Source organism: Zwartia hollandica (assembly GCF_019923725.1).
GTDB classification, from domain to species: Bacteria; Pseudomonadota; Gammaproteobacteria; order Burkholderiales; family Burkholderiaceae_B; genus Zwartia; species Zwartia hollandica.
Window position 1 is genome coordinate 138,805 of sequence record NZ_JAHXRI010000007.1, and the last position, 15,525, is coordinate 154,329.

13 protein-coding genes are annotated in these 15,525 nt (G+C 53.4%); 4 read left to right on the plus strand and 9 right to left on the minus strand.

Annotated elements, in window-relative coordinates:
• Positions 1-2 precede the first annotated feature (2 nt).
• From KZZ10_RS08750 to KZZ10_RS08760, 3 genes are all read right to left on the minus strand, one after another.
• A complete protein-coding gene (locus KZZ10_RS08750) occupies positions 3-479 on the minus strand; it encodes a (2Fe-2S)-binding protein (protein ID WP_259661136.1) in 477 nt (158 codons plus the stop codon).
• Positions 480-481: 2 nt separating this feature from the next.
• The gene (locus tag KZZ10_RS08755; RefSeq protein ID WP_259661137.1) at positions 482-1,354 is read right to left on the minus strand and encodes an FAD binding domain-containing protein; all 873 of its coding nucleotides are present in this window, start codon (positions 1,352-1,354) and stop codon (positions 482-484) included.
• Between the two features lie 173 nt (positions 1,355-1,527).
• Entirely contained in the window at positions 1,528-2,577 is a 1,050-nt protein-coding gene (locus KZZ10_RS08760) for a Bug family tripartite tricarboxylate transporter substrate binding protein (protein ID WP_259661138.1), read from the minus strand.
• A gap of 84 nt (positions 2,578-2,661) precedes the next feature.
• Between KZZ10_RS08760 and KZZ10_RS08765 the strand changes: the two genes are divergently transcribed.
• The gene (locus tag KZZ10_RS08765) at positions 2,662-4,224 is read left to right on the plus strand and encodes a class I adenylate-forming enzyme family protein (RefSeq protein ID WP_259661139.1); all 1,563 of its coding nucleotides are present in this window, start codon (positions 2,662-2,664) and stop codon (positions 4,222-4,224) included.
• 4 nt (positions 4,225-4,228) lie between these two features.
• On the opposite strand, the gene KZZ10_RS08770 is transcribed toward KZZ10_RS08765, so the two are convergent.
• From KZZ10_RS08770 to KZZ10_RS08790, 5 genes are read right to left on the minus strand one after another with little or no spacing between them, the layout of a single operon-like run.
• Positions 4,229-5,767: a M81 family metallopeptidase gene (locus tag KZZ10_RS08770; RefSeq protein ID WP_259661140.1), complete on the minus strand. Its 1,539-nt coding sequence runs from the start codon at positions 5,765-5,767 to the stop codon at positions 4,229-4,231.
• Positions 5,768-5,785: 18 nt separating this feature from the next.
• Positions 5,786-7,384 (minus strand): ABC transporter substrate-binding protein, encoded by a 1,599-nt coding sequence (locus tag KZZ10_RS08775; RefSeq protein ID WP_259661141.1) that lies wholly within the window; start codon positions 7,382-7,384, stop codon positions 5,786-5,788.
• 24 nt (positions 7,385-7,408) lie between these two features.
• Complete coding sequence (locus KZZ10_RS08780; RefSeq protein WP_259661142.1) at positions 7,409-9,304, minus strand: dipeptide ABC transporter ATP-binding protein; 1,896 nt, start codon at positions 9,302-9,304, stop codon at positions 7,409-7,411.
• Between the two features lies 1 nt (position 9,305).
• Positions 9,306-10,139: an ABC transporter permease gene (locus KZZ10_RS08785; protein WP_259661143.1), complete on the minus strand. Its 834-nt coding sequence runs from the start codon at positions 10,137-10,139 to the stop codon at positions 9,306-9,308.
• A complete protein-coding gene (locus KZZ10_RS08790; protein WP_259661144.1) occupies positions 10,139-11,080 on the minus strand; it encodes an ABC transporter permease in 942 nt (313 codons plus the stop codon). The genes KZZ10_RS08785 and KZZ10_RS08790 overlap by 1 nt, the downstream gene beginning before the upstream one ends.
• A gap of 205 nt (positions 11,081-11,285) precedes the next feature.
• Here KZZ10_RS08790 and cuyA point away from each other — a divergent pair, with 205 nt between their 5' ends.
• From cuyA to KZZ10_RS08805, 3 genes are all read left to right on the plus strand, one after another.
• Positions 11,286-12,302 carry a D-cysteate sulfo-lyase gene (gene cuyA / locus KZZ10_RS08795; RefSeq protein WP_259661145.1) on the plus strand — a complete coding sequence of 339 codons (1,017 nt, stop codon included), beginning with the start codon at positions 11,286-11,288 and terminating at the stop codon, positions 12,300-12,302.
• Between the two features lie 87 nt (positions 12,303-12,389).
• Positions 12,390-13,625 carry an MFS transporter gene (locus tag KZZ10_RS08800; RefSeq protein ID WP_259661146.1) on the plus strand — a complete coding sequence of 412 codons (1,236 nt, stop codon included), beginning with the start codon at positions 12,390-12,392 and terminating at the stop codon, positions 13,623-13,625.
• Positions 13,626-13,667: 42 nt separating this feature from the next.
• A complete protein-coding gene (locus KZZ10_RS08805) occupies positions 13,668-14,435 on the plus strand; it encodes a class II aldolase/adducin family protein (protein ID WP_259661147.1) in 768 nt (255 codons plus the stop codon).
• Between the two features lie 18 nt (positions 14,436-14,453).
• On the opposite strand, the gene KZZ10_RS08810 is transcribed toward KZZ10_RS08805, so the two are convergent.
• Positions 14,454-15,509: a TauD/TfdA family dioxygenase gene (locus KZZ10_RS08810; protein WP_259661148.1), complete on the minus strand. Its 1,056-nt coding sequence runs from the start codon at positions 15,507-15,509 to the stop codon at positions 14,454-14,456.
• Positions 15,510-15,525: the final 16 nt, after the last annotated feature.

Here is a 15,525-nt window from a genome sequence, read left to right on the forward strand (position 1 = left end):
AATCAGGCTCCCCGCATTTCACGTGCTGCATCGAGCACGGCTTCGATGATTTTGTTGTAGCCGGTGCAACGGCACAAATTACCAGCCAACCAAAAACGCACTTCTTCTTCGGTTGGATCAGGATTGCGTTCGAGCAGCGAACGCGCAGCCACTAAAAATCCAGGTGTACAGATACCGCACTGCAAGGCAGCGTGTTCGAGGAACTTACGCTGCAGCACGTGGAGGTGCTCGCCGTTGGCCATCCCTTCGATTGTTTGTACTGCTTTGCCTCCTGCCTCAACACCAAGCACGAGACATGAGCAAACCAAACGACCGTCTAGCGTAACGCTGCATGCGCCACAGTCACCGGTACCGCAACCCTCTTTGGTCCCAGTCATACCCAAATCGTTACGCAATACATCGAGCAACGATTGGTTTGCCTCACATAAAAACTCGACGGGATCACCGTTAATTACTGTCGTTACATGTTGCTTAGCCATTTTTATTTGTTCCCTTTGGCGCGAGCTAGCGCTTTTTCTGCTGCGCGTCTTGCCAACACACCAGCGATTTTGATTCGGAATTCTTTGGTACCGCGCTTATCGTCGATTGGACGTGCGGCAGCGCTTGCTGCAGCAGCAAGCTTTGCTAAAGCAGCCTCGTCAACTTTGGTCCCAATCAGCGCCGCTGCGGCCTCTGGCACGAGCAGCGCTCGTTCAGCGACAGCACCCAGACTCACACGCGCGGCGGTACAGACACCTTTGTCATCTAAGGTCAGGCTCAAGCCGACACCGACGACAGCGATATCCATTTCAGAGCGTGGCGTAAAGCGCAGATAAGCGTCGCCCGAATGCGCCGGACGCTTAGGCAGAAAGAACGAAACAATCAATTCGCCCTTCGCAAGTGTTGTCTTACCTGGACTGGCAGGAATCTGCTCGACCGGAACTTCACGGCGACCCGCGGGACCCACAACGCTCGCAATCGCACCCGCGGCAATCATGGCAGGTACTGTATCGGCAGCAGGCGAGGCGTTACACAAATTGCCCGCAACCGTTGCACGGCCACGCACTTGAATCGAACCCACGAGGTTCGCGCCATCAATCACGCCGGGCCAAGTGTTTGCAAAGGCCTCGTTTTCTAGCAGCTGCATGCATGACACCGCAGCACCAAAACGATAGCCACCATTTTCCACGGCAATGGTGTTCATCTCGGCGATTGCTTTAACGTCCAGCACCAGCTCTGGCTTGATGTTTCCGTTACGCATGTGGATCAGAAGATCCGTTCCACCAGAGAGAACTTTTGCCAAGCCTTGTGTACTTGCCAGCAAGGCCGACGCCGCCTCAGCGGTCTTTGGTTGCTCAAAACGCATTTCACTCATGTCGCTTCCCCGGTCATTTTTTGAACCTTTTCATTCATTTAGTTGGGTAATTCTATTCTATATGATCACCCCCTTGTGCCAAGTACACCCAGACTCTGAGGGTAAACAAAAGGCCTGCATGTTGCGCCGCAGCATGCAGGCCTTTAGAGCATGATGAAACGCTCAGCTTGCCGTTAAGTCCCTTCAAGCTTGATGTTGTTGCGCTTGATCACGTCGGTGAACTGGACCCGGGTGGCTTCCAAGTACTTCAAAAAGTCTGCCTGCTCACGGAAGTCAATTTCAATTCCAATTCGCATAAAGAGTTCTTTAAGTTCGTCAGACTGCATGACTTGACGCATTGCTTTAGCAAGACGATCGACTACGTCTGCAGGTAAGCCTGCCGGCCCCATCAGTCCTGCCCAAGCTCCGAGATTAAAGCCAGGGATGTTGACCGCCGTCGCAAGCGCAGGGATACCGGGCGTGACAATACTCCCCTTTTCCAGCGAAACACCCAAGCCCTTCAAACGACCGTCTTTAACAAAAGGCATCGTGGCCGCCGCTGTTTCCAAGCAGTAGTCCACTCGGCCAGCGAGCACATCTGCTAACGCAGGCGAGGAGCCTTTGTACGGAACATGCACCGCCTTCAAGCCTAAGGCGGCATTAAACGCCTCCGCGACCAAATGGGCCGTTGCCCCCGTGCCAGACGTCGCAAACGTATATTTATCCGGATTCGCTTTCACGAGCTTCACGAACTCAGCGGCAGTCTTCGCTGGAAAGTTCGGATTGGTCACCAAAACATACGGCGAAAGACCAGTTAGCGCGATCGCCGTGAAGTCTTTCGATACATCGTAAGGCGTCTTCTGCAATAAAGGCGCGACCGATACGGGTCCGGCGGACGCAGCAAGAAGCGTGTACCCATCAGCGGGGGCTTTGGCCACGATATCGGTTCCAATTGTGCCGCCCGCACCAGCCTTGTTATCGGCCACCACCGTTTGACCGAGCACCTTTGTTAAACCCATTCCGATTGCACGACCCACCAAATCAGTCGCTTGCCCGGGAGGCCAAGGAATCACTATTTTCAACGGCCGATTTGGATAAGCGCCCTGCGCCTGCGCCACCAGCGGCAAGCCCAGGCCAGCCCCCACGGCTGAGATCGCTGCCGCTCCAACTAGCGAGCGTCGTGCACGATTGGGTTGAGTCACACCGGTTGCGGTCGTCTCACTGCTCTTTTTCGCTATTGTCATGTTTTCCCCTTTATTTTATTCGTCGAGATTGCGGTGCTGTAAGTATTTCAAGCTTGATTGAATCATAAAATCGAGGGGAAACCTATGCTCCATTACACTAACTCAATGAACTTTACAGCCCCCACAATTACTCCAGTTGCTTGGTCAGCCCAACTCAATGTCCTATCCCAACGCTTTGGTCAACATATCGCAGCGATCGATGGCCACGGAAACTCACTAAACTATGCCGAGCTAAATCGACGCGCCCATGCGCTTGCAGCGCACTTGCAGGAGCTTGGTATCCAAGAAGGCGAGCCCGTTGGGACGCTCGTGCCCAACAGCACTGATGCCGTCTGGGTATCCTACGGGGTACGCCTATCAGGCGCTTGTGAAACACCGCTGAGCTGGGGTTACACAACGGATGAACTCCAATGGTGTGCCCAACTCGCCAAGGTGAAATTCGTTGTCTCACTTGAGCAACGTGAAAGCGAACTGCAGGCACTCGACTTAAGCTGTGTGCGAACCACGAGCATCGCGACGCCAAGCCAGGCCGAACAGCCGCTTCCACCCTGCTCGGCGAGTGCCCCGGCGCGCATCTTGTTTACCTCTGGAACAACCGGCAAACCCAAAGGAGTGTTGTACACCCAGCAAGCGCGCTGGACCGGAGAGCAACTGCTTAAGGCGTCTCTACCCTTTGTGCCAAGCCTAGGACAAAGAATCCTCTTGATGACTCCTTTTGTACACGGAGCCTCTCTTCTGACGTTTGCTTGGCTTGATCACGGCGGGACCATCGTCTTACACGATGGCGTCGACATAGCAAAGATTAAACCACTGCTCGATGAAAAATCACTAGACGCGATATTCGCTCCACCGACTGTCTTGGCAAAAATTACCGCAGCACTTGCAGGCGCAACCTATCCCGAGGTTCGCTGTGTGTTTACCGGTACGCAGCCACTCACACCTGCTCTCTACAAGCGAGCTTGTGCGATGTTCGGACCCAAAGTACGGATCACCTACGGAAAGTCGGAGTGCATTAATCCAATTACGGTTCTGGAACCCAACGCATCACACGACTACTTGACCGCAGAAGACATTCCAGCCGGTGCCTGCGTCGGATGGCCCGCTAGCGGTGTAGAAATCAAGATCCAAGAAGCTCTTTCAGAAGACGAACCACACGGCGAAATTCTACTGCGTGCTCCGCATATGTCGGCTGGACTCATCGATGCCAACGGTTTCAAACCACATGAACCAGATGGCTGGCACAATACGGGCGACCTTGGTTATGTTGATGCAGCAGGCCGGCTCGTACTAACGGGCCGTGTCGCAGACGTCATCAAGACAGGCGGCTATCGCGTTAATCCCGATGAAATCGAAGTCGCGCTCGCCGCCAACACACTGTGTGGTCAGATATGCGTAACATCACTTGCCTCTGATTACTGGGGGGAGATCATCACCGCCGTTGCTGAAGGCGCGCAAGCAGGATGGGAAGAACAATGCCTACAACTTCTTGAAGCGATGTCTAAACACAAACGTCCCCGCCTGTTTGCGGCGCTCGATGCGTTGCCTCGCAACCCCCAGGGAAAAATAAGCCGTAAACAGGTGGCGCGCACAGTCCTTGAGACGCACACACTGCTAGACGGCCCCTACCCAACACTTACATCGCTATAACGTGCTACAGCCCCTTCGCCCAGCTAGGCTCAGTGAATACTGCATTCTGATCAATCGGCCATACAGGGCGAGGCAAACGCTTGAAATCAACATTCTTTAAGTTAGGCGTGGTGAGTCCTGGGCTATCCACATCCAGAATTCGATCTTCAGAGAAGAACTCGTCGAAGCCTGCACGGTAATGACCACGGCTCTTGACGATCAAGATACGGATTTTTGAAATATCGAGCCCATGCATTTCTAGCATCGCGGGCTCACACAACTGTCGACGCAAGCTGCCAACAACGACTCGCGTTCCTGTATCAACCAACTCAATCAGTGCTGAGGGGCCAAGCGAAAATTTCTTTCCGCCAATCACTCCACGGCGACCGGTGCCCTCACCATCCGATAATTTGATGACACGCGCACGCGCTTCGTAACGCTTGGAAAACTTACTTTCAGTTGCGTTGAACACGGCATCAAACGTGTTCCCTTCACCAGCGGCATGGCACTGCTGCGCCAACTCAGGGTCTACGAATACACCTAAGACGACACCTGGAATCTTCGCGTCATTAAAAGCCTTAAGCATCCAGGCTGTGTTACCCCGGCCGCCGCCACCAGGATTGTCTGCCACATCGGCAAACAGTAAAGGAACTTTCGTATCGCGCGCCCGCGCTACTGCCTCGGGCACTTCAAGCATGTCTGGAACATAGCGTGCACGATCGGCCCATGCCGCGCGCGCAATTTTTATTGCACACCGCTGTGCAGCGGCTAGATCACCGCGCGAGGTGACACAGATCGTAATCCCGCACTTAGGTAAATCTGAAAACACAAAACCAGCCGACACCGAAACGTTTGCAATCGGGCCTTCGGACGGCTTCTGCATCATTGCCGTCCCCATTTTGATTAAATCTGCATACGGGCCGCGCGCCGACAATAAAGTCACTGAGGGAGGCGTGATGGGCAGACGAATAAAAGCCTTTTTCGTTTGAACGCCATTCAGAATCTCCTTGAGCAAATCGGCTGCTTCCGCCGCACGCTCACGCTGATCAACGTGCGGATTGGTGCGATAACTGATCAAACCATCCAGCGCATCGACTGTCCGCTCCGACACGTTGCAATGCAAATCATGCGTCGCCACGATCGGCACACTCGGGCCCACAATAGAGCGGATGAGCTCCATCATGTCACCCTCAGTGTCATCGAGATGTTCCGCGCTTGAAGCGCCGTGATTGGCCACAAAGACAGCGTCCACGGGTAATACCGCACGCAAGCTTTTGTCCAGCTTGGACATAAACTCTTCCCAGACCTCACGCGTCACCGGCCCGCCAGGAGGCGCTCCGATCACGATCGTCGGCGCCGGTACCCAAGGACCCATTTCATCCATGCGCGCGTAAAACCCAGTCACTTCGGCTGGCAGATTACTGGTCTGACGGGCGAGCTCAGTAATCTCCTCACCTTCTCGCCAACACGAGCGCGTGAAATCCTCACGAATCGAAACTGGAGAAAAAGCATTCGCCTCAAGGGCGAAACCCGTAAGGGCAATCTTGGGGTTTGACTTAGGCATCTCAAGGACTCCTGCTTATTAAGCTTTGCGTAACGTATAGAACAAGGGCATTTGCTCTTGAAAATCTACCCAGCCCTTACGCAGGGCAGACACTTGATAGGTCGCGCCTAAAGGTATGTACGGGACATCTTCAAACACTTGGAGCTGTAACTCACTGCAAATCTTCTTTTGCGCCTCAAGGCTTGTGGCATTGAACCAATCAAGTCTGAGTTGCTCGATTCGCTCGCTGGTTGGCCAGCCGAACCATGCCTTCTGACCAGATCCGCGTATCGCCAAGTGTCCTGCAGGATCCAAATTATTTGAGCCAGTAATCGCCGTGAAGGTCACGTTCCAGCCGCCTGCCGATGGTGGCTCTTGGCTATTGCGCCGCTGCATCAACGTACCCCAGTTCATCGCCTGCAAATCCGTTTTAATCCCAAGCTTCTTAAAGAGATCGACTGTCATCAATGCGGCGGTATGAAACACAGGGTAATCAACCGGGTCAAGAATCACGACCGTTTCACCTTTGTAACCAGCCTCTTTGATCATCGCACGTGCGCGCGCCAAATCGCGCTTACCGGTGATTTTTTCCATGCCAGCTTTGCTGTCCATGGGCGAGCCTGGAACAAATACCCCACACTTATCATCCCAGTACTCAGGGAAGTCAGGCCCATTCATACCCATCATGTACTCAGTCTGACTGACGGCAGCCAAAATCGCCTGACGCATCAGTTTGTTATTAAAGGGGGCATGCAAATGATTAAAACGCATCAGCGAGATCGACGGTAGCGTACGCTTGATAAGGGTGATGTTCTTATCTTTCTTTAGGATGGGCAGAAAGTCACTATCAACTTGCTCTACACCATCGACTTCATTGTTTTGTAGAGCCGCAATTGAGGTCGCACGGTCGGGAATAATCTGCCAGCGCACTTGCTCGATATGAACGACTTTCGGGCCGGAGGTGAACTCGGGCTTGGCCTTATCGCGCGTGGGAACATAATCTGTAAAGCGCTGATAGACCGCCTGCGAACCTGAAACCCACTGATCATGTAAAAAGCGAAACGGGCCAGAGCCATTCATCACTTTTACTTGTACATTATCTGGCGTCAGGGCAAGCTTTTCCGGCATGATGCACGCCATACTGCCTGTTGGACGTGCAATGGCGTGCAACAACAAAGGGAACGGCTTTTTAAGCTTGAATTCAATCGTCTTGTCATCCACAGCAGTCAGGCTTTCGGTTGACTCCATCAAGGAGCGTCCCATCAGATCCTTTTTAGCCCATCGATTCAAGCTCGCCACGGCGTCCGCCGCGCGGACAGGCGAACCATCATGAAACTTCAAACCATCACGCAGCATCACTTTCCAAAGCAAACCGGAAGGATCCATGACGTGACCTGCCGCCATTTGGGGATGCGGTTGATACTGATTGTCCAGACCATACAACGTGTCAAAAACCAGCTGTGAATGGATATTCGTGATAAACACCGTGCTAAACATAGGGTCGAGGATCGTTAAATCCGCATGCGGCACCCAGCGAAACAGCTTGGCGGGCGCAGCGCCCTGCGCTTTTAGTACCTGCGGAGACGTGAGTGCTGCGACCGAGGCTGAGGATGTCACTAAAAATTTTCTACGATCCATCTGTATGCTCCTGTGTTGACTACATCAATACATACCACCAATCTTGTGTTTTGCGACAAAGTGTCCTTCACCGATCTGCACCAATGGTTCGACCACGGGCAGATCATTCAGCGCTCTTGCAGGGCTCGGGATTTCAGACAGCTCAAGGTTACGTGCGCGCCGAACCGTGGGGTCGGCGATCGGCACGGCAGCCATTAGCTTTCGCGTGTAGGGGTGTTGGGGATTCTCAAAGATCACATTGCGAGGGCCAAGCTCAACAATTTGGCCCAGATACATCACGGCCACGCGATGACTAACCCGCTCCACCACCGCCATATCATGAGAGATAAACAAATAGGAAATACCCAAATCATCCTGCAGATCAATCAATAGATTCACGATCTGCGCTCGAATCGAAACATCCAAGGCCGATACCGCCTCGTCAGCGATGAGTACCTTCGGATTGACAGAGAGCGCACGGGCAATGCAAATACGCTGCCGCTGTCCACCAGAAAATTCATGAGGCCAGCGGTTAATCGTCGCAGGATCCAAACCAACACGTTCCATGAGCTCAGCGACGCGGCGGTCAGCCTGCGCACCGTGAGCCAACCCCTGAATGATGAGAGGCTCTTTTATACACTCACCGATTCGCATCCGAGGATTCAGCGATGCAAAGGGATCTTGGAAAACAAACTGTACATTCCGACGGAGTTCACGTAGCGCGCTCGCACTGGACTGCACAATAGGCTTTCCAGCAAATGAGATTTGGCCCGATGTTATTTTTGTCAGACTCATTAAGGAACGGCCGGTGGTTGTCTTGCCACAACCCGACTCACCGACCAGAGAGAGTGTCTCCCCTTCATGCAAGTCGAAGCTCACCTGCTCCACGGCATGCACACGCTTGACGACGCGCGAGAAAATGCCACCTCGAATATCAAAGCGCGTCACAAGATTTTTAACGCTCAGTATCACCGGACTTGTATGCACACCCTCAGCGGTTCGTTCGCTGTGCTTAACATGACGCACCTCTGGACGAGCGCGGTCTGCGTCGCCCTCTTGTAGAGGCAAATCAAAACGCATCGGCTCATGTGTTCCACGCATAGAACCAAGCTTTGGGACAGCAGCGAGCAGCGTCTTTGTATAGAGATGCGTTGGATTAGCAAACAATGTGTACACATCATTCTGCTCCACCACCTTGCCATGGCGCATCACCATAACGCGGTCTGCGACCTCGGCTACGACACCCATATCGTGCGTAATAAATATGACGCCCATATCCATCTCCTTCTGAAGAGATTGAATGAGCTGCAAAATTTGTGCCTGAATCGTGACATCCAACGCAGTCGTTGGCTCGTCAGCAATTAATACCGACGGCTTGCACGACAATGCCATCGCGATCATGACACGTTGACGCATCCCCCCGGATAACTCATGCGGGTAGCGCCCCATCATGGCTTTTGCGTCGGGTATACGTACTTGATCCAAAATTCGAATCGCGGTCGCCGTTGCAGTGGAGTGATCGCCCGGCTGATGCAACATGATCGCCTCAGTGAGCTGCGAACCTACCGTAAAAACAGGATTAAGCGAGGTCATCGGCTCTTGGAAGATCATGCTTAAGTCCGCACCGCGCAAGGACCGCATGGCCTCATCGCTCGCTTGACGCAAGTCTACTGACTGCCCATTCGCACGATGCAAATGCATCGATCCCTCTGTAATCGTTCCACCGCCGTATTCGACCAAGCGCATCAATGCAAGAGACGTGACGGACTTTCCGGATCCGGACTCTCCAACGATCGCGAGCGTTTCACCACGATCGAGTTGCAAGTCCAAAGATTGCACAGCACGCACCATACCCGGGCCCGCACCGAACGTGACAGACAGACCCTTAACATCCAGCACGCGAGCACCGGAGGACCTCACAGGCGGATTTGACGGGCTCATTTCAAATCCTCTTTGCCATGCGGGGATCAATCGCATCACGCAAGCCGTCACCGAGCATGTTGATCGAAAGAATCGTGATAGACAAGAATACCGCTGGGAACGCAATCATGTGCGGCTTGATTTGCCATAAGGCACGCCCCTCAGCCATGATGTTTCCCCAAGAGGGGATCGAAGGCGGCACACCAGCACCAATGAAAGACAAACTCGCCTCGGCCAAGATCGCCAGACCACAGATATATGTTGTTTGTACAGTGAGCGCTGCAATCGTGTTCGGGAAGATATGCTTAAAAACGACCCGTACCGGTGATGCGCCTGCGGCAATGGCCGCCTCAACATAGGGTTGCTCCCGTAGCGATAACGCCAGTCCCCTCACAAGGCGCACGACTCTAGGCACTTCGGCGATCGTGATAGCGATAATCACATTCTCCAAAGAGGCACGCGTGAGAGCGATCAAGGCGATTGCTAAAAGTATTGTTGGAATGGACATCAACCCATCCATGATCCGCATCACGATCGCGTCAACCCAGCGCACAAAACCAGAGGTCAGGCCAATGATCGTGCCAATCACTGCAGAGAGTAAGGCGACGGTGAAGCCTACAATGAGTGATACGCGGGCACCATAGACCACTCGCGCAAAGACATCTCGACCCAACAGATCGGTTCCGAACAAGAACTGCTCGCTGGGCACGCGGGCGCGATGAATGGGTGACAAGGCCATCGGATCCTTACTCACAATCCAGGGCGCGAAGATCGCCATAAAAATGAGCGCTAACAGCAAGGTGCCGCCCAATGCGACTGTTGGATGCCTAAAGAGAAATTGGAAACATTTACGCATCAGTATTTAATCCTCGGATCAAACACACGATACAAGAGATCGATTAGCAAGTTCACCAACACATACATAAAGCTAAATAACAGAATCACACCTTGAATGATCGGGTAATCTTTACGCAGAATGGCATCCACGGTGAGCCGACCAAGACCTGGGATCGAAAATACGGTTTCCGTCACCACAGCTCCGCTAATGAGCAGCGCGACACCGCTACCAATCACCGTCACAATCGGTATGGCTGAGTTCTTGAGCGCATGTTTAAACAGGATATTCTTGTTATCCACACCCTTGGCGCGCGCAGTGCGTACGTAATCTTGGGACAAGGTTTCAAGTAAAGTGGCGCGGGTGATACGTGTGATCAGCGCTACATACACACTACTCAATGCAAGAGTCGGCAGGATCAAGGTCTTAATCGAGGCCCATACACCTTGCGAATAAGGCACGTAACCCTGCACAGGTAGCCAACGCAACTCAATCCCCAACCCCCACGCTAGGATGTAGCCTACAACAAAGGTCGGTAGGGAAAAACTCAAGACTGCCAAAATCATGACGCCTCGATCATAGGCTCTGTTGTGGCGCCATGCCGCAAGGGCGCCCAGCGGAATCGCAATCATCACAGAAACGCACAAAGTCATGAGCATCAACGTAAAGGTCGGAGCCATGCGTTGCTCGATCATTGCCGTCACTGAAACGCCCGTAAAGAGCGAGACACCTAGATCCCCCTGCAAGACCCTGCCAAGCCACATGGCGAAACGCTGGTAGAAAGGCTGATCTAAGCCCAAGGTCATCCGGATGCGCGCGATATCTTCAAGCGTCGCATCATCCCCAGCAAGAAATACTGCCGGGTCACCTGGGGCGAGGTCAAGCAAACCGTACACAAAGATCGCGACGACTAACATGACCGGAATCGTCATCAACAATCGACGGATGGTGTAAGCAAACATGTGATGTGCGGGACGTCAAATACAAGAAGACGGATTGATGCTATCGACTCAGCAACAAAAGGTCAACAAAAATAACCGAATTCTTAATTAATGCTTGGCAAGTGTTTGTCCTCAGGTATACATTGGCTTGCGATGAGCGCCACTCTGGTGCCCATGTTGCACCTTGCTTGCGCCCAAGAACAATCACAATACTTCCGGAGTCATCATGGATCTCAGTCGCTTTCCCCGCCGTCAATATACCGAGGGCTTTTCTGCCATCGAATTCTTACCGAATTTCACTCGCGCGCTGGGCGGCCCAAAAGTCTGGATTAAACGCGACGATATGTTGGGACTCGCCCCGGGCGGCAATAAGACACGCAAGCTTGAGTTCTTGATGGGCGACGCTCTAGCCAAGGGTGCAGATACGTTGATTACCTGCGGTGCGCCCCAGTCGAACCATTGCCGTATCACGCTGTCGGCGGCCGTCAAAGAGGGCCTGAAATGCCGATTCGTCATTGAGGAGCGGGTACCCAACAGTTACGATCCAAACGCCAGTGGCAATAACTTCATGTATCGCCTGTTGGGAGTCGAAGCGATTACTGTTGTCCCGGGCGGCACGAACATGGCTGAGGCCATGGAAAAAATGGCAGCCGAAGCCCGCAGCCAGGGCCGCAAGCCCTACATCATCCCAGGGGGTGGCTCCAATGCCGTTGGCGGGCTGGGCTATGTCGCTTGTGCCCAAGAGTTACAGCAGCAACTCTTTGAGATGGGCCAACCAATGGATTACGTGGTCGTGGGTTCCGGCAGCTCTGGCACACACGGTGGACTCGTTGCAGGCTTCCTTGGCAACAATATTCGGATCCCCTTGGTGGGCATCGGCGTTAGCCGAGACCCGTCAGACCAGAACCCTCTTGTCCTTAAAGAGGCGCAAGCGATTATGGATCTCTTACAAACAGGAATTCGCGTGCCACAGGAGGCGGTCGTCTCGCACGGGGACTGGTGGCGTCCCAAATATTCGGTACCTAACCCTGCCATGGTGGAAGCCGTGCAAATGCTGGCGCGTACCGAGGCGATTTTGCTGGATCCGGTCTACACCGGAAAAATTATGGCCGGACTCATTGGACTTTCCCGTAAGGGCTTTTTCAAACCAGAGGACAATGTGCTGTTTTTACACACGGGAGGCGCGACCGCCTTACATGCCTACGAGTCGGTGATATTAGGGGATCCCCTCGCTGCCAAATAGTCCCAAGCGCGGGGCATCTGATCCGAATCAATGCCCCGTGCGGATAATCTGTTGCCAAAACGACCTCTGCCTGCTTAGAATCAGGCGATGAACACTGCAGCCTCGCCGACCAGCAACACACCTCCTCCATCAACGCCAAGCGCTCAGGCTGCCGCGATGCCGATTTTGGTAGCGCTCAGCGTATGCCATCTACTGAACGATCTGATTCAGTCGCTCATCCCAGCGCTCTACCCCTTACTGAAAGAAGAGTTTGATCTCGACTTCACGCAGATCGGTCTGATTACCCTGGCTTTTCAGTTGACGGCTTCTTTACTCCAGCCCACGGTCGGCGCCTACACCGACAAGCGACCCATGCCCTTCTCCTTAGCGATTGGCATGGGGTCCACACTGATTGGATTACTGCTGCTCTCTGTGGCTCAAAGCTACGCAGCGGTGCTGTTTGCCGCAGCCTTGGTCGGGACAGGCTCAGCGATCTTTCATCCAGAGGCATCGCGTGTGGCACGCATGGCCTCAGGCGGACGTTTTGGTACTGCACAAGCGCTGTTTCAAGTAGGCGGCAACCTTGGGCAAGCAGTTGGACCTTTGCTCGCGGCCTTTATCGTTTTGCCGCATGGGCAAGGTGCAATTGCCTGGGTTTCCGTGGCAGCCTTAATCGCCATGGCACTTCTTACGCGTGTTGGTGGTTGGTATCGCGCCCACATCAAACCACGCGCACAGGCAGCCGCCCAAGCAGCGCAAGGCTTGCGATCGCTTTCGCGTGGCAGGGTGCTGTTTCTCATCACCGTCTTAATGGTGTTGTTGTTTTCGAAGAATGTATATAGCTCTAGCCTGACGTCCTTCTTTACCTTTTACTTAATTGAACGCTTCAATCTGCCGGTACAGGCCGCGCAGGTCCAGCTCTTTATTTTTATGGCAGCGATCGCCGTTGGAACCTTGCTAGGAGGAGCGCTCACGGATCGCATTGGCCGCCGCCCCATGATCTGGATTTCAATTCTAGGCGTCCTACCTTTCACGATGGCAATGCCTTATGCAGACCTGTTTTGGACGGGAGTCTTGACGATCATCATCGGCTTACTAACAGCCTCTGCCTTTCCAGCGATTCTGGTTTATGCGCACGAGGTGCTTCCCGGCCGAGTCGGCTTCGTCTCAGGTATGTTCTTTGGTTTTGCGTTCGGCCTCGGTGGACTCGGCGCGGCAATCATGGGAGGCTTGGCTGACGCGTACGGAATTTCTACCGTTTACCAAATTTGTTCCTACCTACCAGCACTTGGTATCGTCGCGTGGTTCTTGCCAGACATTACTCGCGAGCGCCAAGGCGCTTAACCATTCAACATTTTCTTTCCAACAATAGAATAGGGATACATCATGTCCGTGCACAACCTCAACACGAAGCAACATCTTGATGCCGTCCGGCAAGCCAAAATACATCTCGCTGCAGCAAATCGACTGGCCGTCTTAGACGATTTGCACGAAGGTATCGACAACCACTTCACGATGACGGTGCCCGGGCACAAGGATCGCTTCCTGATACTCCCCTTTGGTCGCCATTGGTCAGAGGCTCGCGCCAGTGACATGATGGTTTTCAACGAAAAAGGTGAAACGCTCGAGGGAGAGGGAGTCGTTGAGCTTTCAGCGCAATGCATCCACGCCCCCATTCACCGTATCACCGGCGCCAACGTTGTACTGCATACCCACCAAAACTGGGCCGTGACGCTCAACATGCTAGAAGACAATCGTCTACTAGCCGCAAGCCAAACCGCTGCGTTTTATCATGGCATCATCGCCTACGACGACACTTACACAGGCACCGCTGACTTTCTCGATGAAGGAGAACGGTTAGCTGCGGCAATAGGCGATAAAAAAGTGTTGTTTATGAAAAATCACGGCGTGCTTGTAGTCGGCGACACGGTGGCGCAAGCGTATAAGCGTCTTTATAAACTCGAGCGTATTTGCCGTGCGCAGGTGCTCGCGATGAGCACTGGCAAGTCGATCAAAATTTTATCGGATGATGTCATTGCGGCTGTCAAACGACCGGCCCCCGATGACCGGCATGACCGCGACACGCGTGACAATCTTTACTTTGAAGCGATGATGCGTGTCTTAGATCGCGAACTCCCTGGTTACGCTGACTAAGCTCTCAATAGCTAACGCTTAAACCGGATCGAGCGGCGCATTCCAGGCCGCCTCCGGTATGGTGACTCCTCCTCGTAGGCCCGTCTCTACCGTTCCATACCGCTGCGCCCAGACTTCGGGTAACGGACGCGCCTCGGGCGATGACAACCAAAGCCTTAATAGGTGTCGCTTACGCTCGGGTTCCGCCCAGTCCTCGAAGGCGGTTCGGTCATGCAAAAGCGTGTGATTGTGTACAAACTGCATATCACCCGATTCCAGCCGCATTAAAAAATTAAGCCGTGCGTCATTGGCCAAGGCGTCAAAACAATCGAGCGCCTCGACATGCAACGGCGTCAAGCGCATGGCATCATCAAATCTTTGCGCAGAGTCAATGTATTGCCGCTGATAAATCGTCGACATCATCCCCTCGTGCCAAGTAAACACCGGGATTTCAAAAAAAGGTTTTTGTCCGGCGGCAACTTCACCTCGCCGATCGGTCGCAAGCGGATCAAATAACGCTTTGACTAGTTCGGGATAGTCACGACGCATCTCGTTATAAATCGTATTCGATGACACCAAGGCAGAGTCCCCACCGCTGCGTGCTTGCTGCAAACAAACAAGGCCAACAATATCGCTTGAGTCCGTGTGAAACGTTTGTCGGGCATGCGTCTGATAAATCCTAACGTTCGGGTCATCAGCCCGTAGCCCCATATCAATCACATGACCAAGCACATGGCCCCGAGCATTCTGCGGACGTGCGAAACCTAGATGCTGACCAATTCCAAAAAAAACCGCAGCAGTCACCGACCTCGACCATGTTGATACTGGCAAAGCGCGAAGCAACGCAAAACCGGCCCCGTGGATCAGCGCCTCGTGTATGCGACGCAGCCGCTTACCCAGCGTCGGCAATACAAAGTCTTCTCGCCGAATCTTGCTGATGTCATCACTTCTTTCCAAGTATTGCTGAGCCGCGCGTTCGAGTTCCCGTAACTCTTGATCATCCAATCGATATATCCATGCATCGTCCGCAGACACGCGTGGACCTATCCACGCACTCGGAGACACAATGATTGGCGGCAGTGAGGACAATTGCAATGAAACACCTTAATTG

What these genes read in the sequence shown, in the direction of transcription:
- KZZ10_RS08750 (WP_259661136.1), bottom strand. Translation starts at nt 479, where the DNA reads ATGGCTAAGCAACATGTAACGACAGTAATTAACGGTGATCCCGTCGAG.
- KZZ10_RS08755 (WP_259661137.1), bottom strand. Translation starts at nt 1,354, where the DNA reads ATGAGTGAAATGCGTTTTGAGCAACCAAAGACCGCTGAGGCGGCGTCG.
- KZZ10_RS08760 (WP_259661138.1), bottom strand. Translation starts at nt 2,577, where the DNA reads ATGACAATAGCGAAAAAGAGCAGTGAGACGACCGCAACCGGTGTGACT.
- KZZ10_RS08765 (WP_259661139.1), top strand. Translation starts at nt 2,662, where the DNA reads ATGCTCCATTACACTAACTCAATGAACTTTACAGCCCCCACAATTACT.
- KZZ10_RS08770 (WP_259661140.1), bottom strand. Translation starts at nt 5,767, where the DNA reads ATGCCTAAGTCAAACCCCAAGATTGCCCTTACGGGTTTCGCCCTTGAG.
- KZZ10_RS08775 (WP_259661141.1), bottom strand. Translation starts at nt 7,384, where the DNA reads ATGGATCGTAGAAAATTTTTAGTGACATCCTCAGCCTCGGTCGCAGCA.
- KZZ10_RS08780 (WP_259661142.1), bottom strand. Translation starts at nt 9,304, where the DNA reads ATGAGCCCGTCAAATCCGCCTGTGAGGTCCTCCGGTGCTCGCGTGCTG.
- KZZ10_RS08785 (WP_259661143.1), bottom strand. Translation starts at nt 10,139, where the DNA reads ATGCGTAAATGTTTCCAATTTCTCTTTAGGCATCCAACAGTCGCATTG.
- KZZ10_RS08790 (WP_259661144.1), bottom strand. Translation starts at nt 11,080, where the DNA reads ATGTTTGCTTACACCATCCGTCGATTGTTGATGACGATTCCGGTCATG.
- cuyA (WP_259661145.1), top strand. Translation starts at nt 11,286, where the DNA reads ATGGATCTCAGTCGCTTTCCCCGCCGTCAATATACCGAGGGCTTTTCT.
- KZZ10_RS08800 (WP_259661146.1), top strand. Translation starts at nt 12,390, where the DNA reads ATGAACACTGCAGCCTCGCCGACCAGCAACACACCTCCTCCATCAACG.
- KZZ10_RS08805 (WP_259661147.1), top strand. Translation starts at nt 13,668, where the DNA reads ATGTCCGTGCACAACCTCAACACGAAGCAACATCTTGATGCCGTCCGG.